The organism is Arthrobacter sp. NPDC093139 (genome assembly GCF_044754165.1).
Classification (GTDB): domain Bacteria; phylum Actinomycetota; class Actinomycetes; order Actinomycetales; family Micrococcaceae; genus Arthrobacter.
Genome location: NZ_JBIVOO010000008.1, coordinates 105,418 through 125,532, shown reverse-complemented (window position 1 = coordinate 125,532; position 20,115 = coordinate 105,418). Strand labels below are relative to the sequence as shown.

At 65.2% G+C, this 20,115-nt stretch carries 21 protein-coding genes, 1 tRNA gene and 1 riboswitch; of the genes, 7 read left to right on the top strand and 15 right to left on the bottom strand.

Annotated features, from left to right (window positions below; translation table 11 throughout):
* Nucleotides 1–40: 40 nt before the first annotated feature.
* The 4 genes from ACIP90_RS13845 to ACIP90_RS13830 all read right to left on the bottom strand — a co-directional run bounded on the left by ACIP90_RS13845 (nucleotide 41) and on the right by ACIP90_RS13830 (nucleotide 3,396).
* Nucleotides 41–1,453 carry a D-alanyl-D-alanine carboxypeptidase family protein gene (locus tag ACIP90_RS13845; RefSeq protein ID WP_400579951.1) on the bottom strand — a complete coding sequence of 471 codons (1,413 nt, stop codon included), beginning with the start codon at nucleotides 1,451–1,453 and terminating at the stop codon, nucleotides 41–43.
* Between the two features lie 143 nt (nucleotides 1,454–1,596).
* Nucleotides 1,597–2,124, bottom strand: a complete 528-nt coding sequence (locus ACIP90_RS13840) for a SixA phosphatase family protein (protein WP_400579950.1) — start codon at nucleotides 2,122–2,124, stop codon at nucleotides 1,597–1,599.
* Nucleotides 2,125–2,171: 47 nt separating this feature from the next.
* Nucleotides 2,172–2,375 (bottom strand): dodecin family protein, encoded by a 204-nt coding sequence (locus ACIP90_RS13835; protein WP_400579948.1) that lies wholly within the window; start codon nucleotides 2,373–2,375, stop codon nucleotides 2,172–2,174.
* A 151-nt stretch (nucleotides 2,376–2,526) separates the two neighbouring features.
* A complete protein-coding gene (locus tag ACIP90_RS13830) occupies nucleotides 2,527–3,396 on the bottom strand; it encodes a winged helix-turn-helix domain-containing protein (RefSeq protein WP_400579947.1) in 870 nt (289 codons plus the stop codon).
* Nucleotides 3,397–4,167: 771 nt separating this feature from the next.
* A riboswitch (cyclic di-AMP (ydaO/yuaA leader) is annotated at nucleotides 4,168–4,330 on the top strand.
* Between the two features lie 5 nt (nucleotides 4,331–4,335).
* Here ACIP90_RS13830 and ACIP90_RS13825 point away from each other — a divergent pair.
* Nucleotides 4,336–5,160, top strand: coding sequence for a hypothetical protein (locus ACIP90_RS13825; RefSeq protein WP_400579946.1), 825 nt, complete (start codon nucleotides 4,336–4,338; stop codon nucleotides 5,158–5,160).
* Between the two features lie 135 nt (nucleotides 5,161–5,295).
* On the opposite strand, the gene ACIP90_RS13820 is transcribed toward ACIP90_RS13825, so the two are convergent.
* The 4 genes from ACIP90_RS13820 to ACIP90_RS13805 are packed head-to-tail and all read right to left on the bottom strand — an operon-like array spanning nucleotide 5,296 to nucleotide 7,941.
* Nucleotides 5,296–5,976, bottom strand: a complete 681-nt coding sequence (locus ACIP90_RS13820) for an HAD-IA family hydrolase (RefSeq protein WP_400579944.1) — start codon at nucleotides 5,974–5,976, stop codon at nucleotides 5,296–5,298.
* 36 nt (nucleotides 5,977–6,012) lie between these two features.
* Nucleotides 6,013–6,390, bottom strand: coding sequence for a VOC family protein (locus ACIP90_RS13815; RefSeq protein WP_400579942.1), 378 nt, complete (start codon nucleotides 6,388–6,390; stop codon nucleotides 6,013–6,015).
* A 60-nt stretch (nucleotides 6,391–6,450) separates the two neighbouring features.
* Entirely contained in the window at nucleotides 6,451–7,086 is a 636-nt protein-coding gene (gene upp, locus ACIP90_RS13810) for a uracil phosphoribosyltransferase (protein ID WP_400579941.1), read from the bottom strand.
* A gap of 12 nt (nucleotides 7,087–7,098) precedes the next feature.
* Nucleotides 7,099–7,941, bottom strand: coding sequence for a phosphatase PAP2 family protein (locus ACIP90_RS13805; protein WP_400579940.1), 843 nt, complete (start codon nucleotides 7,939–7,941; stop codon nucleotides 7,099–7,101).
* A gap of 59 nt (nucleotides 7,942–8,000) precedes the next feature.
* Here ACIP90_RS13805 and ACIP90_RS13800 point away from each other — a divergent pair, with 59 nt between their 5' ends.
* The gene (locus ACIP90_RS13800; protein WP_400579938.1) at nucleotides 8,001–8,513 is read left to right on the top strand and encodes a nucleoside deaminase; all 513 of its coding nucleotides are present in this window, start codon (nucleotides 8,001–8,003) and stop codon (nucleotides 8,511–8,513) included.
* Between the two features lie 6 nt (nucleotides 8,514–8,519).
* Here ACIP90_RS13800 and ACIP90_RS13795 read toward each other — a convergent pair whose 3' ends face one another.
* Genes ACIP90_RS13795 through ACIP90_RS13780 form a run of 4 tightly spaced genes read right to left on the bottom strand, consistent with a single transcriptional unit; the run spans nucleotide 8,520 to nucleotide 12,334 of the window.
* Nucleotides 8,520–9,779: a DNA glycosylase AlkZ-like family protein gene (locus ACIP90_RS13795; RefSeq protein WP_400579936.1), complete on the bottom strand. Its 1,260-nt coding sequence runs from the start codon at nucleotides 9,777–9,779 to the stop codon at nucleotides 8,520–8,522.
* Nucleotides 9,780–9,807: 28 nt separating this feature from the next.
* Nucleotides 9,808–10,905 carry a glycosyltransferase family 4 protein gene (locus tag ACIP90_RS13790; RefSeq protein ID WP_400579934.1) on the bottom strand — a complete coding sequence of 366 codons (1,098 nt, stop codon included), beginning with the start codon at nucleotides 10,903–10,905 and terminating at the stop codon, nucleotides 9,808–9,810.
* 7 nt (nucleotides 10,906–10,912) lie between these two features.
* The gene (locus ACIP90_RS13785) at nucleotides 10,913–11,305 is read right to left on the bottom strand and encodes a 6-pyruvoyl trahydropterin synthase family protein (RefSeq protein ID WP_400579932.1); all 393 of its coding nucleotides are present in this window, start codon (nucleotides 11,303–11,305) and stop codon (nucleotides 10,913–10,915) included.
* 3 nt (nucleotides 11,306–11,308) lie between these two features.
* Nucleotides 11,309–12,334 (bottom strand): zinc-binding alcohol dehydrogenase, encoded by a 1,026-nt coding sequence (locus tag ACIP90_RS13780; RefSeq protein ID WP_400579930.1) that lies wholly within the window; start codon nucleotides 12,332–12,334, stop codon nucleotides 11,309–11,311.
* A 149-nt stretch (nucleotides 12,335–12,483) separates the two neighbouring features.
* On the opposite strand from ACIP90_RS13780, the gene ACIP90_RS13775 reads away from it, so the two are divergent.
* Nucleotides 12,484–12,573: transfer RNA gene (locus ACIP90_RS13775), tRNA-Ser, on the top strand.
* Nucleotides 12,574–12,634: 61 nt separating this feature from the next.
* Here the strand turns inward: ACIP90_RS13775 and ACIP90_RS13770 are convergent.
* Nucleotides 12,635–12,955, bottom strand: coding sequence for a hypothetical protein (locus ACIP90_RS13770; RefSeq protein ID WP_400579928.1), 321 nt, complete (start codon nucleotides 12,953–12,955; stop codon nucleotides 12,635–12,637).
* A 574-nt stretch (nucleotides 12,956–13,529) separates the two neighbouring features.
* Between ACIP90_RS13770 and ACIP90_RS13765 the strand changes: the two genes are divergently transcribed.
* Complete coding sequence (locus tag ACIP90_RS13765; RefSeq protein ID WP_400579926.1) at nucleotides 13,530–14,531, top strand: TM2 domain-containing protein; 1,002 nt, start codon at nucleotides 13,530–13,532, stop codon at nucleotides 14,529–14,531.
* Between the two features lie 89 nt (nucleotides 14,532–14,620).
* Here ACIP90_RS13765 and ACIP90_RS13760 read toward each other — a convergent pair whose 3' ends face one another.
* Nucleotides 14,621–14,959, bottom strand: a complete 339-nt coding sequence (locus tag ACIP90_RS13760) for a hypothetical protein (RefSeq protein WP_400579924.1) — start codon at nucleotides 14,957–14,959, stop codon at nucleotides 14,621–14,623.
* A 199-nt stretch (nucleotides 14,960–15,158) separates the two neighbouring features.
* On the opposite strand from ACIP90_RS13760, the gene ACIP90_RS13755 reads away from it, so the two are divergent.
* The 3 genes from ACIP90_RS13755 to ACIP90_RS13745 all read left to right on the top strand — a co-directional run bounded on the left by ACIP90_RS13755 (nucleotide 15,159) and on the right by ACIP90_RS13745 (nucleotide 16,817).
* Nucleotides 15,159–15,719 carry an SRPBCC family protein gene (locus tag ACIP90_RS13755; RefSeq protein WP_400579922.1) on the top strand — a complete coding sequence of 187 codons (561 nt, stop codon included), beginning with the start codon at nucleotides 15,159–15,161 and terminating at the stop codon, nucleotides 15,717–15,719.
* 213 nt (nucleotides 15,720–15,932) lie between these two features.
* Nucleotides 15,933–16,076 (top strand): glycogen/starch synthase, encoded by a 144-nt coding sequence (locus ACIP90_RS13750; RefSeq protein ID WP_400579920.1) that lies wholly within the window; start codon nucleotides 15,933–15,935, stop codon nucleotides 16,074–16,076.
* Between the two features lie 402 nt (nucleotides 16,077–16,478).
* Complete coding sequence (locus ACIP90_RS13745) at nucleotides 16,479–16,817, top strand: hypothetical protein (RefSeq protein ID WP_400579919.1); 339 nt, start codon at nucleotides 16,479–16,481, stop codon at nucleotides 16,815–16,817.
* A gap of 157 nt (nucleotides 16,818–16,974) precedes the next feature.
* Here ACIP90_RS13745 and ACIP90_RS13740 read toward each other — a convergent pair whose 3' ends face one another.
* Entirely contained in the window at nucleotides 16,975–20,115 is a 3,141-nt protein-coding gene (locus tag ACIP90_RS13740; protein WP_400579917.1) for an efflux RND transporter permease subunit, read from the bottom strand.

Below are 20,115 nucleotides of genomic sequence, written 5' to 3'. Positions count from 1 at the left end.
CTGTCAGCAGGCAGGGAATCCCGGGGTCAGGAGAATACGGTCACCGGAATATGCTGTACGGGCCCCATCCGCTGCCCACCTGCCGGCCGCCGGTGAACTGGTTGGTCCCGAGGCTGTAGTAGAACAGGCGCCCGTCGGTGGCCTTGGCACTAAGCCCCCGGGTTCCCGATCCCAGGAACCCGAACGAGGCATGGGACTGGGCAATGGCATTCCAGCCGCTCCCCAGCTTCCTGCGCGGCTCCTGGACGAACCTGGCCGCGCCGTCCGACCTGTACAGCAGGAGCTCACCCGTTGGCCTCGTGACCAGCAGGTCCTGCCTGCGGTCATTGTCGAAGTCCGCCATGGTCAGCCTCAGTCCTTGAAAGCCGAACCCGATGCGCTGGGGGGCGCCCAGTGCGCCGCCGCCTGGGTTCGGGTAGTAGAGCATGGTGCCGTCGGCTCCTGTTCCCACCACTCCTGGGTAGCGGTGGCCGTTATGCCACTTGCCCACCGTGATGTTCATGGGCTGCCAGCCGCTGGTTCCCACGATGATGGGGCTGAGGAATCCTCCGGATCCTTTGCCGCGGTACACCGTGAGCCTGCCGGTGTTCCACTGGGCCACGATGTCGTTGATGCCGTCAGAGTTCCAGTCCGCGACGAAGCCTGATTTGAGGCCCGTCCATCCGGAACTGCCGATCTTGATGCGTGTGCCGAAACCGCCGCGGCCATTGGCTGGATAGTTCCAGAGGGCCCCGCCGGAGTCGGCGGCGAGCACATCGGCAGCGCTCCTGATGGTGGGCCTGAGCGAGAAGTACTGCTCCATCGTCGGAATGGCGCGGCTCTTCATGTCGATGGCCAGCGCAACCCCCACGTAGCGAAGGTGCCACGGCTCGTATGTGTATCCGGTGATGTGGGTGTAGCCCTGTGGGTACCGCACAATAAACCCGTAGCGGTACGCGTTGGCCGCCACCCAGCGTCCGCCCGGGGTGTCTCCGAAGCAGGCGGCCAGCCCGCAGCCGCCGCCGACGTTTCCCACGTCCATGGCGAGGCCGGTCTGGTGCTCGCTGTGACCGGGCCGGGCGGAGATCTGGTCCGCGTACGCCTGGCCATAGGTCTGGACGTAGTAGTTGTACAGGTCACGCTGGGTGGCATAGGACCTGTAACCGCTGACGACCTCAAGTGAGTGCCCCGCAGCGCGCGCTCCGGTGAACATCTGGTTTGCGGCAGTGGAGACGCCGCGCCGCAGCACGTGACCGGCGCCGTTCCACGACACCAGGTCCGGCGGAACGTACTGCAGCGGGTTCAGCGGCCGGGACTTGTTCACCAGGACCCAGGGGTGGCTCGGAGTCGTCACGACGCTCGTCGACAACTGCTCGCCGGACGGTGCTGCCTGGGCAGCCGGCGCGCCGGTCAGGAACAGAGCAAGAACTACGACGGCGGCCGCGCACCGCCGGGCATGCGCCCGCCACTGCATCCAACCAGAATAAAGCATGGCGGGCCCTTCCCCACTAGACGACGCTGGGGTTAAGCGTACCCGCGTCCCCGCCGGCGTTCGACGCACCGGGGGTCTGGAATTTAGAGGATCAGAGCTGGCACTTGGCCGGCCCGCCCAGGCCGCTAATGTTTGCGCGGAACCTTAAAGTGCGTGATTCGGGCGTCCTGCCCGTCCAGCTCGGCCCACGACTTTTCGGTTTCGAGGACGGTCAGTCCGCTGGTGGGAAAGCGGGTGGCGGCGTCCATGTACGCGTCATGGTTTGAATCGCGGGAGGCCAGGTGCATGGCAAGGTCCTGGACCCCGGGCATATGGGAGATCACCATCAGCGTGGTGACAGTGTCCGGGACGTGGTTTATCACCGACAGCATGCCGAGCGCGGACGCGCCGTAAAGCCCGTCCTCCAGTTTCGGCGTCGGAGCCTTGTCGCCCAGCTCGCTGCATACCCAGGTGCAGGTTTGCCTGGTCCGCAGGGCGCTTGAGCACAGGATGAAGTCCGGGACGATGTTGTGCTTGACCAGCCACTTGCCCGCCAACGGAGCCTCGCGATGGCCGCGCTCTTCCAACGGCCGGTCATGGTCCGCTACGCCGCCGGGCCAGTCGGCTTTGGCATGGCGCATGATGACCAGCCGCTTCTTGTGGTGCCCACTCATGGACTCACCCTACTACCCGGGCCGGCGGCAGGCCGGGCAGTGCCCGCTCAGTCGTCCAGGACGAACGTCACTTCCAGCACCACATGCCAGGCGACCACCTGGCCGTCGGTGATTTCGACTTTCTGCTCCTTGACCCAGGCGCCGGAGACACCGCGAAGTGTCTTGTTGGCGCGGGCGATGCCTTCCTTGATGGCGTCGTCAAAAGAGGTTTTGGAGTTTGCGCTCAAGGTGGTGATGCGTGCGACAGACATGGTCTTCCTCCTGGTGGCCGGACGGACGATCTGAGCCTACGCCGGACCAGGAAAAGTCAACAGGGTCCAAGCAGCCGCCCCCGGCGGCACATGCAAAAGCGCCCGCCCCTCGATCGAGGAACGGGCGCTGCGAGGATCCGCGAAGGGGAAATTAGATCGAGTATTCCGGAGCTGCCCAAACGATAACCTCGGGGTGCTCGTAGAAGCGGTAGCCCTGGCCGCGGACGGTGCGGACGGTGTTGGCGAGGCGGCCCAGCTTCGAGCGGAGGCGGCGGATGTGGACGTCGATGGTGCGCTCGTTGGGCACCTCTTCCGCGTTGCGCCACAGGCCTTCGAGAAGCTCGTCGCGGCCCACCGTGCGTGTGCCGTTCTCGACGAGGTAGTTGAGGAGCTCGAACTCCTTGAACGTCAGGTTCAGGGATTCGCCGTCAAGGTGCACTTCGCGGCGGGCGAGGTCGATCAGGACACCGGACGGGCGGGGATCCTGGGCCGGCTGCAGCCGGGTGGTTTCCGTGCGCTGCCGGGAGTTCACCGTCGGGTCGCCAAAGGTGGAACGGACGACGTCGAGCGCGGAACCGGGCGCGCTGGCCGGCGCCACTGCAACGGCAGCGTAGCTCTCAGCGCCGGAAACCAGCGACTGGGCGTAAGCCCGGATTTCCTGCGCCAACTTGGCAATGGAGGTGCCGGCAGCTGCGGCGGTTTCCTCGTCGATCCCCATGTACAGAACAAATCCGCGCGCCACGTTGTCGTTCTGCACCGGCCGGACGGTGGCGCCCGGCGCCGGAGCCACGACGGGCGTGGGGGCGGTCATCGGTGCGGCTTCTTCAGTCTGGACAGCGCGGAGCTGGCCGTAGGAGTTGGGGTTGTACCCCTGGGGGGCGTAGCCCGGCGCGGGAACGGCGGAGCCCTGGCCGGCGGGGAACGCCGGGCGGGCGCCAAAACCTTGGCGGTGGCCTGACGCCTGGCCAGGCTTGTTGGCGTTACGGACGGAGATGTGGACGTATCCAGATGCAACTGACATGAATGCTTACCTCAATGTGAATGGCCGTCATCGCGGCTCGAATGCTTGGTTCCCGCAATGAGTTCTGGGGAGGGCGCCCGACGCTGGGCTCTGGGGGCGAATGCCTAAAAACTTTGTGGGGTGGAAAGTTAGGCGTGCATTCGACAACAGCGCATGTCGACAGCAGCGGGTGTGCTGGGCCAATAATCTGCGGCTGCAGGTGCTGTTGAGTTCTTGTTCACATTGGAAGTGTGCAACGTAACAATGAGAACTTGCAAGTAACAATGGGTCGCTCGGTCCGCATCGTGAGACGAAACGCACGATTGTGGGCCAAATCACAACTTTGAAGACTTCAGACTTTGTCGACGTTTTTCCAGAACGAACGTTCAGAAAGACCATTTTTCCGAATTATCTGCACGAAACTCCCTGTTTGCCGACGATTATTCGACCAGCTCAATTCTGCCGGAATTAGGCGGCAACGAATCGCCAATTGTCCAGCTATGACGCGGGCCGAACGGAAAATTTTGGGTAGGGCATTCTTTCCCCGGTCGGGTCAAGCGGGCCGGGGGTACCGCGCCGCTCGGCCTACGCGGACCAACGACGCCCTTGGGCTGGGATTCACAGCCGGAGGCCGGACCGAGTTCACCGTCAGCCTGCCCGCGCAGCACTTCGCGCAAGGTGACGCGCCGATGTCGTGATGGCCGTTACCTAAATGTGACTTAAGCGTGAGCCTCCTGTACGGTCGATAAGGTGCGGCCATCATCTGGGCCGCATATCCGGATGGACGCCCAGCTCTGCCGCTTCCCGGATTCCGCTTGACCAGGCAGAGGCGGGGGAACCAGAGTCCCGGGCAATCCGCATCAGCCCTTGGGGTGAAGCCGACACGTGTGTTTCCGTGCGGCCGGATGACCTCATCCGAACCCGACAGCTAACTCCGCAGGTGTTGAGAGGCAATCCACCATGTCTGAATTCAAGGTACCAACGCGCCCTGATCGCGATCCAAAACAGTCCCGGCAGCAGATTTCACGCCACCGCGCCGAGCCCGCCCGCCCCGTATCAGCCTGGGGCCGTCTCACCGCCAACATCCCGTCGTTCGGCCGCCGCGCAGCCGTTGTGACCACAGCCTGCGCCGTCCTGATCGGCGTCGGTGCGGCCGGCCAAGCGGCCGAGCAGGCCACCCCCGCGGCAGCGCCTGAGGCAGCAGCGGCAACAACTGAAGCCCCGCCGACGCTCAACTTCGACAAGACGCTGATCTCCGCCCTGCCCAGCCCCACAGCTGCCCCAGTGGCACCCCAGTCCGTTGCCAAGCCGGCGGCGCCCAAGGCTGCACCTGCTGTGAAGGCCGCACCCAAGGCCGCCGCCAAACCGGCGCCCGCCAAGGCTGCTGCCGCCAAACCCAAGGCCGTCGCACCGGCCGTAAAGGCCGCCCCGGCCAAGGTCGCCCCGGCGCCCAAGCCGGCGGCTCCTGCGGCAGTGAACGACCCCGCCGGCGCGCAGGCCTATGCCGCCAGCAAGCTGTCCTCGCACGGCTGGGCAGCGGACCAGATGCAGTGCCTGAAGAAGCTTTGGACCAAAGAGTCCGAATGGCGCACCACTGCGACGAACCCCAGCAGCGGGGCCTACGGTATTGTGCAGTCCCTGCCCGCCGAGAAGATGGCTAGCTCCGGGGCCGACTACCGCACCAACTACCGCACCCAGATCAACTGGGGCCTGGGCTACATCAAGGAGCGCTACGGCTCCCCGTGCGCTGCGCTGAACTTCCACTACGCCAACAACTGGTACTAAACCGGCACCAGTCTGAGAACGTGCCAGGCATTTCTGCACCGGTTTGAGCGTCCGAGGGGCCCGGGATCCACGTGATCCGGGGCCCCTCGGCGTCGGTGCAGCATGCTGCGGGCGGGAAAGTGGTGCAGAAATGCGTCAGAGCAGGAAGGAAATGACCCGGCGTCCATCCTCGTCGGCTCCCACCGAGGCTGTGACAGCGGAGTAGTCCGGGATGTGCGGCACACCGTCGGGCACGACGCCGGTGTTCGGGCCCACCGCCACCGTCCGGATTCCGGCCGCCAGGCCTGCAGCTATGCCGGCCGGCGCGTCCTCGAAGACCACGGCATCCGCAGGCTCCACGCCCAGCAGCTCCGCGGCGCGCAGGTACCCCTCGGGATGCGGTTTGCCGTGGGTGACAAGGTCCGCCGTGACGGCCGTGCCCGGCATGGCCAGACCCGCTGCGCCCATGCGGACGTCCGCCAGCACGCGGTCGGCTGACGTCACCAATGCCACCGCATCGGCTGGCAAGGCGCGCAGGAGTTCAGCAGCCCCCGGCAAGGCGACAATGCCTTCGGTCCGGACGCGCTCCATCGCACCGAGTTCAGCGGTGAGTGCAGCAACATCTGCACCGGCGGGGGCAAACCGCCGTACGGTGTCCCGTGCCTGCACGCCGTGGGACGTCCTCAGGATCTCTGTGATGTCCAGACCATAGCGCGCGGCGAACTCACCCCACACCTGTTCCACCACCGCCGTGGAATCAACCAGTGTGCCGTCCATGTCAAAGAGAACGGCACGGGCAACCAGGGCGGTGGAGACGGATTCGGCAGGAAGGTTCATGGATCCATCCTGCCTCATGGAGGGCAGGGCGGACGTCTAGCCGTTCGGCCGGTGGGCCATGTACTGCACCGCCCACTTGTTGCCGTCGGGATCGGCAAAGTAGACAAAGTGGCCCCAGTCCTGGACGTCGACGTCACTGACGTCCACGCCGTTGGCCTTCAACTGCTCGTGGGCTTTGTGGATGTCGCTGACCACAAGCTGGAGGCCGGGTGCTGTACCGGGAGGAGCGTCGTTGAGGCCCTCGCCGATGGCAATCGAGCAGCCGGAGCCCGGAGGGGTCAGCTGCACGAAACGGAGACCGTCCATTGGCCTCTCGTCGTAGTCGGCGTTGAAGCCGACCTTGTTGACGTAGAAGTCCTTTGCGCGGTCTACATCGGACACCGGGACAAAGACGAGTTCAAGTTTCCAGTCCATGGTGCACAGGCTATCCCGGAGGCAGAACCATCCGGAAGGGTGCGGGCAGGGTAGCCGAAGTCAGTGGGCGATGCCGTACAGGCGGTCACCGGCGTCGCCCAGCCCGGGCACGATGTAGGACTTCTCGTTGAGTTTCTCATCAATCGAAGCCAGCACGATGGTGACGTTGGCGTCGGAGAGCTCTTCCTCGAGTTTGGCCAGGCCCTCAGGGGCGGCCAGCAGGCAGATGCACGTCACGTCGGAGGCTCCGCGCTTGAAGAGGAACTTGATGGCCTCGCGCAGCGTGCCCCCGGTGGCGAGCATCGGGTCCAGAACGAAGATCTGCCGGTCCGTGAGGTTTTCCGGCAGCCGTTCGGCGTAGGTGATGATATCGAGGGTTTCCTCGTCGCGGGCCATGCCGAGGAAACCGACCTCGGCCGTGGGGACCAGTTTGGTCATCCCTTCGAGCATGCCCAGGCCCGCCCGGAGAATCGGTACAACCAGCGGCGTGGGCTTGGTGAATGCGGTGCCGACGGTGGTGGCAATCGGGGTCTCGATGGTGACAGGCTCGGTGCGGACGTCTCGGGTTGCCTCATAGGCGAGGAGGGTGACGAGCTCCTCGGTCAGCTGGCGGAAAACTGGGGACGATGTGTTCTTATCCCGCAGGACGGTGAGTTTGTGGGCGACCAGCGGGTGGTCCACGACGAGAGTTCGCATGGGTCAAAACTATCACCCGGAAGGTGGCCTCCCGCCGCGGCTTCCGCCGCCTGCGGCAGTGCCGCCGGAGCCTTTCTCCGCTTGGGATCCCCCTAGGTCGGAGGACTCCTTATCCGGCATGCGGGCCGGGTGCTCGAAGGTCGGGGCGGGACCTGCATGCTCACGGCGCCGGATGACGTGGAACAGCCGGTGTGCCAGGATCACCATGCCGACCCACGCGAAGCCGAGCAGCCACGCCGCCATCACATCGGTCAACCAGTGGTGCCCCAGGAAGACCCGGCTCAGGCCCATGGCGATGATGAACAACAGACCCACCGTGATGACGGCCACCCGGACCAGGTTCCTGTACGTCTGCAGGCACATCAGGTACACAACCACCCCGATCACCACCGTGGTGTTGAGGGTGTGTCCGCTGGGGAACGAGGGCGAAAACTCGAACGGCGGAACGGCATCGATATGCTCCGGGCGGACCCGGCCCATGAGCGTCTTGCTCACAGTGGTGGCGGTGATTGATACTGCCGCCGCCCCGCCCACAAGGATGAGCGGCCGCCAGCTGCGGCTGACATAGGTCAGCCAGGCAACGAGGATGCTCGCCAGAATGGGCATGCCGATGCCGCCGCCGATGTTGGTGAACGCCGTCACGGCAGCATCCAGCCCAGGATTTCGGTACTGCTTGGCCATCTCAAGGGCCGGCTGGTCCAGGCCGGCAACGCCGTCCTTGGCCACAACACTCTGGTAGACCTCGGCCCCAAGCAGCGCCAGGGAGATGACCAGGAAGCCGCCCAATATGAGTGTGATCCACAGCGCCGCGTACGGGCCGAGCCACCGGCCGAACCGATCATTCAGGGATTTCATCATCTCTCCCGGTCACGCGCTGTCCGAAGCTAAGTACCCTTCGAAACTATCATTGAGCCATGGCACCGGCAGATCCGCAACACCTCGAATGGATGGGCCTTGCCCTCGAAGAAGCCCGGCGGGCGCTGGCCACCGAGGACGTGCCCATCGGCGCCGTCGTCATCGGGCCCGACGGCACTGTGCTGGGATCCGGACGGAACGAACGCGAGGCACTGGGCGACCCCACCGCCCACGCCGAAGTCGTCGCCATCCGGGAAGCGGCTGCCCGGCTCCGCGAACAGTCTGTGCGTCAGGGCGGCCGTGGAGACGGCTGGCGGCTCGAGGACTGCACCCTCGTGGTGACACTGGAACCATGCGCGATGTGCGCCGGGGCCATCGTGCTGGCGAGAATCCACCGTGTGGTGTTCGGCGCCTGGGATGAGAAGGCCGGAGCGGCCGGGTCTGTCTTCGACATCCTCCGCGAGCGCCGCCTCAACCACTGGGTGGAGGTTTATGCGGGCGTCCAGGAGGAGGAGTGCGGTGCCGTGCTGCGGGAATTCTTCGCCGCGCACCGGGGGGCCCCGCGCTTGTAGGGCTCCCTACCCCTGGCTCCCGGCAGCATTCAGTGCGTCGATCCGCTCCTGCCGGGACACCGGCGAATCCAGGCTGTAGGACCGGAAATCGCCGAGGTCCTCCTGGATCCAGGCTTCCACCTCGGCGATGCGTCGTGTAACGGCAGGGGTGGCACCATCGAAGACCCAGTGCGCGATCCGCGCCTTGCCGGGGTCGTACTGCCAGAGTCCGATGATGCGTCCGCGGTCCAGGATGGGGTGGTCCGGGAGGTCCGCCTGCAGGGCCAGGGTGGAATTCAGCAGCTTCCTTCCCTTGTCCGCCTCGGCGAACAGGTCAGCAGAGTTGCGCCGCTGCAGCACCAGCGAGTCAGTTCCTGCCAGCAGCTGGATCTGTTCCTTCCCTGGTGCCGTAAACGCGCTGAGGCGGTCGACGTCGTCAGGCATCATCCACAAAGCCCCGCCTCCGGCGGTAGGAATCTCGGCGGTGGGAACCTCGACCGCGCCGGCGGCGGCCAGCGCCGCTTTGCTCTGGGTGACGGTGAACCCGGTGAACCACTGGGACTGCCTGAGGGTGGCGCCGCCGGTCCAGCCCAGGTAGCGGCGGATCAGCTCGGCGCGGGCCTCCTCGGGGCCGAGGGTGGTGCGCGGCAACCCCCAGAGGGTGTAGGCGTAGCGCTGCTGGTCGAGCCGCCCGTTGATGGGAATCCGGCGGATCCGGCCGTCCGCCTGCAGCAGCCCCAGTGCCGTCGGCAGGGTGGTGGACACACCCTTTTTCTTGCCCTCGTCGCCGAGGCTTCGGACGGATTCGCCCAGTTCCTCCTTGAGCTGTTTGGGGTCCAGGGGACCTTCGGCTTCAGAGAGCACGTGCAGGACCTGTTCTTCGAGCAGGGTGATCTCGCCGCGGTCCACGCCCAGCCGGGCCAGGACCCTGAAGGCCTCTTCGAAGTTCTTGCCCAGGCTCAGGGCCCATGCGAAGTCCGCCCGCCCCAGGACGTAGGTGCAGCCCCGCGCCGTGGGAAGCTCCTGGATTTTCAGGTCCAGGACGTCCTGGTCGACTTGTTCGCGGCGGATCCCGGCCCGCGCAAAGAGCGTGAGGTAGGGATTGGCCCCGCCCAGCGACCGTGCCCAGCCGGCGCGGGCGAAAACCTCTTCTGGCGTGGCACCGGCGAGTGTGCCGTCCAGTCCCTGCCTGTGCCAGGACCATGCCCGAAGCAGTGCGGGTGTGAGCCGTTCAGCGCGGAGACCGTCGGCGCCGACGCTGTCAGGGACCGAGACGCGGGTAGTCATGGGCTCATTGTCCACCAGCATCCCGGGGCTAGGAATGCCCGGGCTGCGGTGTCGCTTCGCTGATGACGTCCAGCACGCACCGGGCGGTCGTATCCCAGCCCGGCAGCCGCTCCCTGCCCGCGAGCGCCGCATGGCGCCACGCGGCCTGCCGCTCCGGCGAGGTAAGCCAGCCCCGCAGCGCTGCCGCGAGCGGGGCCGGGTCCGAGTCAAGGACGACGACGGCCCCTGGCAGTGAGTCCAGCGTGGCCCCGCGCGGCGCACCCAGGCTTAGGGCCTCCACGGCGCCGGTGCCGGCGCGGACGACCACCGGGACGCCACGCGCCAACGACTCGGTGACCGCCATGCCGAAGGCCTCCACTTTGGAGACGAGCAGGCTCAGGTCTGCCGCGCGCCATTCGTTCTCCAGCGCCTGCCCCTTCAGCTCGCCGGGAAGGCGCACCCGGCCCTCCAGGCCGGACTCCTGCAGCGCCGCCCTGACCTCACCCGCGTAGTCAGGGTCTGCCTCATCGGAACCGACCAGGGCCGCCGTCCACGGCAGGTCCTGCAACTGTGCCAGGGCACCCAGGAGGATCAGCTGGTCCTTGTTTGGCAGCAAGGCCGCCACGGAGACCAGATGCGGCGGCTGCGATCCCTTGGCGGGCTCCCCCATTTCCGTTCCGGGGAGCGCCACGTGCACGTTTCCGGTGCCGTGGCGGCGGGTGATCTCGGCGGCCACGGAGCCGCTGGTACAGATCACGCCGGCCGCCGCGCGGAGGGCGCGGATCTCCAGCTCCGGATGATCGGCCAGGACCATGTGCAGCAGGATCCACGGCTGCTGCCCGCCCGCGGCTGCTGCTTCCATGGCCTCCGGGGCTCCGGAGGCGATGAGTCCGTCCACTATCGTGACCGTTCCGCCCCTCGCGGATCCCTGGTCCGGGGCAGTGGAACCCTCCCCCAAGAGGCGGGCGAACCGCCGTCGGTCTTCACTGCTGCCTACCGGCCAGTCGCCGTCCACCCGTTCCACTGTGGTGCTGACGCCCAGCTGGGCGAGTCCGCGCACGAGGGACGCGTTATAGACGTTGCCGCCGGAGTTGTGGCGGATGTTGCCGGGAACGAGCAGGCGGATGGCGGATGGGCGGGGCTGCATGATGCTGCTATTCGAATTCGAGGGTGTAGGTGGCCCAGGCATCCGGATTTTCCCGCAGCGTGACGTCCAGGCCGGTCAGCTCGCGGCCGTCCTCGTCGTCGCGCAACTGCGCCGCCACCGCCCCGGCGATGTGCTGCGCCAGGGCTTCGGTGGTGCTCAGTTTGCCCGCGAAGTCAGGGTGTTCATCCAGGTTCCGGTAGTTGAGATCGGCGAGCACTTTTTCGATGATCCCGCCCGCGGCGCCGATGTCCAGGACGATCGCGTCGTCGTTTAGCGCACGACGGCGGAAGCTCACCTCTGCCACGAAGGTCGCCCCGTGCAGGGCCTGCGCCGGCCCGAACGCCTCCCGGGGCAGGCTGTGGGCGATCATGAAGTGGCGGCGGACGGTCAGGCTGAACACTGGTTACCTCGTGGTTTCTGTTGTGCGGTATTCGATGGCTGTGGGGTATTCGATGACATGGCAGAGCGCTGCCAGCGCGCCGTCTGATAGCCGCTCGACGACGTCGGGCAGTTCCTTGAACGCGGATGTGCCCGTGAGAAATGCGTCGAAGACGGGGTCTTTCAGCAGGGATATCGCGGTCTCGAGGCGGTCGGCGTTGGTGCGGCGGTGACGGCGCGCCCGGGCAACGGCACCAACCTGGCTTGCACGGAGGGACAGCCTGCGGGCGTGGAAGTCCTCACCGAGTGCCAGGGCAACCTTCCGGTCCGCATACCAGGACATCTCGATAATTTCGCCTTCGTCGCCCACGAGCTTCAGGCTGCGCTCCAGGCCGCCCTCCGAAGCGGAGCAGTGGAAGACGATGTCGCAGTCAGTCAGGGCGTCATCCGGGTGGGCAAACTCCACGCCCAGGGCGTCGGCGAGGTCCTTGCGCCCGGGGTCAATGTCCACCAGCTGGAGCCGCGCGAGCGGGAAGGTGCGGAGCAGCGTTGCCACCATGCCGCCCACCAGTCCTGCGCCGATTACCGCGATGCGGTCGCCCAGCCTCGGTCCTGCCTCCCACAGCGCGTTGACGGCCGTCTCCACCGTGCCGGTGAGCACCGCCCGGCGGGGAGGGACGCCGTCGGGAACGCGGGTCAGCGCGGAGACCGGAACAACGTACCGGTCCTGGTGCGGATGGAGGCAGAAGACCGTCCGGCCGGGCCAGCCTTCCGGCCCCTCCTCCACGACTCCGACGGAGAGGTATCCGAACTTCACCGGCGAGGGAAAAGAGCCCTCCTGGTGCGGGGCCCGCATCTGCTCCGCGATACACGGCGGAACGGCGCCATGATGCACCACGAGTTCGGTGCCTTTGCTGATCCCCGAATACAGCGCGCGGACCAGCGCCTCGTCCGGTCCGGGACGGCGGAGCTCCTCGGTTCGGAGTTCGCCCTGCTCAGGGCCGATGGTCCAGTATGCGGTTGCTTCTGCGTGCCGTGGAGAGGTAGTCATCTTGCTTATGAATCTAGTGCCAAGCCGTCTTCAGGCGAAAGAGGAGGTCCGGCGTGGCCCCTTCTGGCTGCGCGCGCGTATACGCGGGCGGCAGGTTCGCGGCGGCCGTTTTGGGGTTGGGGGCCTTGCTCCGGTACCCTAGTCAGGTTGGTGACGTGTCCGAGCGGCCGAAGGTGCAACACTCGAAATGTTGTTTGGTGTCAAAGCCAACGTGGGTTCAAATCCCACCGTCACCGCCAAGTAGCGAGGCCCCTGCTTCCTTTGTTTACAAGGGAGGCGGGGGCCTTTGCTTTGGCTAAATCAGGGGGCTGCCCAAATCTTGCCCCTCGGCCGCGCAGCAAGTATGCCTGCGGCGATCGTCGCAAGGCACAGCGGAACGGGATACAGCGACGCGGCAGCAGCCACAAAGGTGGCGGGAAGTGCCAGCAGGAACATCCATGCAGCCCACCGGGGAAAAAAACCGTGTCTCCGCGTCCGCACCCCCAGCACCAGCGCTCCCACGAGGGTTGACAGGAACCCGAGCAGGAATATCAACCACGCCCACATTCGGGCATTGCCCGGCTCATAGGGCAGCTGGCTGAAGAACCTGAACTCGGCTACGTTGCCGGCCATCATGAGCATAAACCCAAGAACTATGGGGACTGTAGCAGTGAGTCCCCGAGGGTGTGGTGATGTTCTGTACCTCAGGAACAGGCCGATGAAACTGCAGGCCATGAGGGCGAAGGCGAACACCCAGAGTTGCGAGTGGGCTTCATAGCGGTATATTCGGCTGATCCCGGCGGCCCCCAGTCCCCTGCCATCAGGGCAACCAACGCCGCCCAGGCCACGGCGCCCACGATGCCGAGCCAACCGAGACCTGAGTGGACCCAATACATCTACTCATTCTCACAGAGAGGGAAGGAACGGAGCGTGCGCCGTTTCCACAGAGGTGCGCTGTTTACTGTGCGAAGCCTGCTCCAGTCCTGCGCTGATGCTGCCGAAAACCGCGTCCTGGCCGGGGCATGCTTAAACCCGGGCGGTCCACCGTAGACGCACTTATGGGGGAAGTGACCACGACTGCCCAATGCGCGCCAAGCCATCCATTTCGCACCGTCCCACAATGCATAACAATCGCACTCCGTCCAGCGGACGGTAATTCCTCGCACCCACGACGCACCGGACGCCTACCGTCATGGCGCCCTTTGAAAGGACCACAATGAGCTCACCAGGCCCCTACGGCGCACCGCAGCAGCCGCAGGCACCCTACGGACAGGGAACCTATGGACAGGCACCAGCGGCCACCACGACGTACCCTGGCGCCCCGGCGCCTTACCCCGGCGCACCGGCACCCTACCCCGGAGCCCCGGCGCCGTTTCCGGGAGGCCCCTCATTCGGAGGATATGGCGTCAGTGATAAGTCCTTCCTCGTAACCTGGCTCCTGTCTTTGCTCCTTGGCATTCTCGGCGCGGACCGTTTCTACCTGGGCAAGGTCGGTACCGGCCTGCTCAAGCTGTTTACCTTGGGAGGCGTGGGTATCTGGGCGCTCGTTGACCTCATCCTCGTTCTGACGAACAATCAGCGCGACAAGCGGGGCCTCAGGCTGGAGGGCTACGAGAAGCACAAGAAGATCGCCCTCATTGTGACCGGCGTGGTCATTCTCCTCAGCATCGTTTTCAACTCCACCCGGCCGGCTTCAGCGCCCATCTCCGCGCCTCCGGCTGCAGCCCCTGCGGCTGAAGCCCCGGCCGCCCCGGCCGCCGCCCCTGCGGCTGAAGCCCCGGCCGCCCCGGCCGCCGCCCCTGCGGCTGAAGCCCCGGCCGCTTCCTCCGAAAAGAAGGTCGGCCAGGCGTTCAACGCTGACATGGGCAACGGAGACATCGCCAAGATCACCATCGTTTCCGCCACCTACGGCGACGCGATCACCACCGGCCCCTTCGCCAGCCCGGCAAAGAACGGCGGCTTTCTGATCCTGGATGTGCTGTGGGAGACGGAGAAGGGTGAGACCAGCAGCAACCCGCTGTACTTCAAGGCAAAGGACGCTAACGGACGGGCGGCCAACGTTGAGCTCTTCACGGATGACGCAATCGGTGCGGGCGAGATCCCGGCTGGCGACAAGGCGCGCGGCAAGGTTGCCTTTGATATCAAGCCTGGAACTTCCACCGTGATCATCACCAACCCGATTCTGCAGGAAGTCGCACGCATCAGCGTCACCCCATAAGGACTGGTACTAACAGCGAAGCCCCTGCTTCCCTTTGTTGAGGGAAGCAGGGGCTATGGCTTTGCCCGGCCGTGACGGTTTCCGGTCCGCTACATGGCGTCCGGCCTCTGGTCCCCCTTGTGGCCCCGCAGGTTCTCCTGCACCTTGCCGAACAGATCCTTGATGGTGGACTCGGTGTTGGTCAGCATGTCCGGCTGGACATACACGTTCTGGGTCGGGTTCACCGTGTAATTCGTTTGCAGCCCTCCGGTGCCGTCCACTCCTTCCAGGGCAAGCGTCACTCCGGTGTCCTTGCGGACGATGGCGCCGATGCGACCAAAGACCAGGGTGCCGTCATCGGGCTGGAAGCTCACCGTCAGCCCTACGTGGGTCCTGTTGAGGTCGGTGGCCACTACAGCCTTCTCAGTGCCGGTCCCTGCGTAATCCATGACTTCTCCTTGCGTTAGAGAGCGACGTACGTCAGCAGTCTATGGGCGCCGGGTTACACCCGTACAGACGGCAGGTAACCGGTTTGGAGCCGCTTGGAGCCGCTTGGAGCCGGAGCGAAGACCCCAGCGGAAAGGCATTGAGCGGGCCCACTTCCCGCGCTTCAATGAAGTCCGGACATGCAATCGCGAGGAGGCAACGGTGAATCCGCAACGCAGCAGAAGCACCGATTACCAGTTCCGCACTGTGTGGCGCGTTGCCGCGACCCCGGAGGAGGTGGCAGCCATCCTGGGCGACGCTTCCACACTTCCGCAGTGGTGGCCGTCGGTCTACTTGTCGGTAGAACCCATCCACGCGGGCAAGGAAGACGGCACCGGCGGCATGGCCAGGCTTCACACCAAGGGATGGCTGCCCTACACCCTCCGCTGGACCCTGACCGTTACCTCGCCCATCACCAGCAGTGGCTTCAGTCTCCGGGCCACCGGGGACCTCAACGGCACAGGCCGCTGGGATTTCGAACAGGACGGCCCGGAAACCGTCATCACGTATGACTGGCGTGTCAGCACCAGCAAACCGCTGCTCCGCCGCCTGGGCTGGCTGCTAAAGCCGGCGTTTGCGGTCAACCACCGCTGGGCCATGGCACGGGGGCAGGAAAGCCTCGCCTTGGAGCTGCGCCGCCGGCGCGGCAATCCGCAGAATGTCCCCGCACCACCGCCTCCCACGTTCCCGCGGCGGGCGGGGCATGGGCGGCGGATGGCCTAGTTACTTGAATGGGCAAAGATGGCAGGATTCTGCGCGACGCGCATACGGATGGTCATGCATTCCCTGCCAGCGCATTTTCCAGCAAGGGCGGGAACGGACATGATAGGCCGGGCGGCAAAGCGATGATTCCTGGTCCATCTGCGCCCAACTACTGGACCCGACACTGCCCTCCGCCAAACCGATCTGGCCGGGGACCTCTTCATCGACCCGCCGGTGCGGTCGCAGCGCGTGCTGTTCACCCGCGCGAAGACGTACCCGTTCGTCAAGGTGGGCGGCCTGGCTGACCTCAGCAGTGCGCCGCCAAAGAGTATGGCCGAGCTTGGCTTCAACGTCCGTCTGCTGATCCCGGCGTATTGAGGGCTCGGCGACAGTCCGGCTGTCACCTTCGATGTGCCGAGTTTGTGGCCCGGGGAGCCCAAGTGGTGGTGCTGGGCCAGGGGCACTCCGCTACCGGCGTGCATTGCAGGCGGCTGCCCCGGCGTTTCCCGGGCAGCGTGGCGTACCATCCCACGTCGCGGGAGTCCCTGGCCCGCTGGGCATTCTTCGGCATCGACGCCTCTTGCAGCGCCGCGAACGTATGCCTCATAACGGCGGGCATTGGTTGAGACGGAGGAACCGCGAAATCTTGAGTCTGCACCGGGACGATGATTGAACCGCATCGCCGGGAAACGCGTCTTCACGGTACCGCCGGCATATCCCCATCTGCCGGAGCACGAGTTCCCACTTCCGATGCCGCATGAGGTGCGCAAGGAGGCAGCGATGACACTGGAACAGCAGTCTTTTGCGTCGGCAATGCAGCTGGCCCTCGGGCACCTCGGTGTTGTGCACATCGATGCGGAGGGAGTGGTATCTCTGCTTGTCCCGGCAGGAGGGGGTGCCGATGAGACTAGGACGTTCACGTTCCTCGAGCCGCTGCAGATGATCCATTCCAGAATCACTATCGACGTGGTCACTTGGCACTCCGAGTGGCCGGGCAAATCCCGGGAGGCCGCGGCCATGGCAGCATTCAGCCTTCAGGTCCAGAGAGCCATCGAGACGGCGGAGGAATGGGTGACGACCTTGCGGATGACGCCAAGCGGAGTGGTGGCGGACCTGTAGCAGCCCCGCGAGTGTACCCGTGACGACTACCAAGGCTGCTGGCGCCAACGACGCCAGTGCCTGAAAGGACGGGAGACGACGACATACCGCCGCCCACGTTCCCGCTGTTGGCGGGGCGTGGGCGGCGGTATGTCGTAGTTACTTGTATAGGCGGTGATCAGGCGTTGGCGAGCTCCGGTTCCCGGGGCGGAGCCTCCTCCCGCTGTTTCCGGGACTTGGCGAACCTCAGGTAGAGCGACGGCACCACGAAGAGGTTAAGCAGCGTGGACGTCACCAACCCGCCGAGAATGACCGTTGCCATGGGATGCTCGATCTCGTGGCCCGGAATTTCACCGAGGACCACCAGCGGAACGAGTGCCAGCCCGGTGGCAAGGGTTGTCATCAGGATCGGTGAAAGCCGTTCGCCCGCCCCACGCAGCACGAGCTCGGGCCCGAACTTCATGCCCTCATATTTCTCCAGGTGCTGGCAGTGGTTGATGAGCAGGATGCCGTTCCTTGCCGCGATACCCATGACCGTCAGGAAGCCCACAATCGAGCCAAGTGACAGGACACCGCCTCCCAGCCAGGCGGCGAACACGCCGCCGACGAGGGCGATTGGCAGGGTGAGGATGACCAGCGTGGCCAGCCGCCAGCTTGAGAAGGCCACCTGCAGGAGCAGGTAGATCACTGCCAGCGCCACAGTGGCGAGAGTCAGCAGCGTGGCCGTAGCCTCTTGGCGCTCTTTGAATTCGCCGAGGACTTCCGTCCGGAAGCCTGGCGGCAGCTCCACGCCCTTCAGTCCTTCCTCCATGGCCGCAACGACCGTGGCCAAGGATCCTTCTGTCACATTTGCCTCGATGTCGATCCGCCTCGAGTGTGCATCACGTTCGATGACATTGGGCGTTGGTTTCACCTCAACGCTTGCAACATCGGACAAAGGGATTTTCTCGCCACTGGGGGTGTCAATGGGAAGATTCCTGATGCTGGTCACGTCGGAACGGACCTCCACCGGACTCCAGACCTGGACGTCGTACGCCTTGCCGCCGCGGAAGACGTCGCCGGCTTCCTCGCCGGCCACGAGTGTTGCCGCCATCCGTCGCACGTCGCCCGGCTTCAGCCCGTGTTGCTGGGCCTTTTCCAGGTCGACCTCGATATTGAGCTGTGGGATGTCCTTTTGGAGCTCGGTGTGGACGTCGATGGCCCCCTCGGTCCCGTCAAAGATCGCCTGGATTTCGGCCGCCTTTGAACGCAGCAGCGCCAGGTCGTCCCCGTAGAGCCTGACGACGACGGCGTTGCTGGCGCCCGTCAGGACCTCACGGATTCTCTCCTTCAGGTAGGTTTGAACGTCCCGCACTATACCGGGATAGCCTTCGACCACTTCATGGACTTTGGCCAATGTCTCGTCATAGTCCACAGCAGGGTCGATGCTGATCCAGTTTTCACCGAAGTACACACCCACCACTTCGTCGGCGTTGAATGCCTGCCCGATGTGGGCGCCGCAGTTCCGGACCCCCGGAATGGTCATGAGCTCTGTACAAGCCCTCTGACTGATCCGATATTCCTCCTGGACCGAAGTGCCCGGCTGGGTCAGCCAGTGCATCAGGAAGTCACGTTCCTTGAAGTCCGGCAACAGAGACTGCCCCAACAGCGGCGCGGTGAGGGCACCGACGGCCGCCATCGCGCCGAACGTCGCGTAGCCTGCCGCCGGCCGCTTCACGATCGGGCGCAGGATCCGGTGATAGCCGCGTTTGAGCACCCGAACAAGGGGCGGCTCCTGCTCCTTCAACGGAACCTTGCGCATGAAGATCAGCGCCAGTGCCGGTGTGACAGTCAGCGCCACGACCATCGACGCCAGCACCGCCAGCGTGTAGGAAATGGCAAGCGGTCTGAAGAAGGCGCCCGTGAGTCCCTGCAGGAAGAAGATCGGCACAGCCGCGGCGATGATGATCAGCGTGGCGTAGACGATCGGGCCGCGGACCTCCAGGGAGGCCTCCAGCACCACCGAGGCAGTCGAACGGGTTCCGCCCGCCGCCCGGTGCTGTCGGAGTCTTCGGATGATGTTCTCAATGTCGATGATGGCATCATCGACCACCACCCCGACGGCAATCACCAACCCGGCAAGGACCATGGTGTTCACCGCGGTGCCCGTTAGATAGAGGACGGACGCCGCCGTTACCAGCGACAGCGGGATGGCTATCAGGCTGATCAGCGCAGTCCGCCACTGGAAGAGAAACGCTCCCAGCACCAGCACCACGAGGATGCAGCCCAGCAGCAACGCGCGGCTGAGGTTATCCAGGGACTCCTCGATGAAGGTCGCAGGCCGGAAAATCTCCGTATCAATGGTGATTCCGCTGAGTCCCGGCTCCATCTGCTTAAGGGCCGCCTCCACACCCTTGGTGACTTCCAGGGTGTTGCCCCATGGAAGCTTCTCAACGATGAGCATCAGCCCCGGGCCCTGGTTGATCACGGCGTCACCAATGAGCGGCTGATGGTCTTCCTTCACATTGGCCACGTCACCCAGGCGGAGTGGCTTTCCGTTCCGTTCCTCAATGACGACCTCCGCGAGGTCCTGGGGCGTGGCGATCGGCAGCACGTGCTGGATGCTGAGCCGCTGGTTTGGCGTCTCAACGTGGCCGCCGGTACCGATGACGGCCCCGGGCGTGTACTGCAGCAGGCCCGCGTCCAGGGCATTGGCGGTGACATCCATGACTTGGTTGATGCTGACGTCGTGGGCCTTCAGCTTCTCCGGAACAGCCTGCACCTGCAGCATCTGCAGACGCTCGCCCCAGATGGCGATGTTGGCCACCCCCGGGACCCGCAGCAGGTGCTGCCGGATCTTCCAGTAGGAGATCATCGACATTTCGATCAGGGACCGTGACTCCGACGTCAGGCCAATCTTCATGACCCGGCTGGTGGAGGACAGCGGCTGCAGCATCATTGGCGGCGACGCCCAGGTAGGCAGCGACGGCGTGACAGTGGCGATGCGCTCCGAGACCAGCTGGCGGGCCTTCAGCAGGTCCGCCCCCGGGGAGAAGATGAGCACGATCGAGGACAGCTGTTCCACGGACTTGGAGCGGATCTCGTCCAGCCCCTCGACGCCGTTGAGGGCATCTTCGAGCGGAACGGAGACCAGTTGCTCCACCTCGGCAGCGGTCAGACCGATGGCAATGGTCTGGATTTCTACCTTTGGAGGCGCAAATTCGGGAAAGACGTCCACGGAGGCCGTACTGAGCTGGACGCCGCCGAACGCCATCATTGCCACTGCTATGGCCACCACCAAGGCGCGGAATTTCAGGCTGAACCCGACAATCCGGCGCAT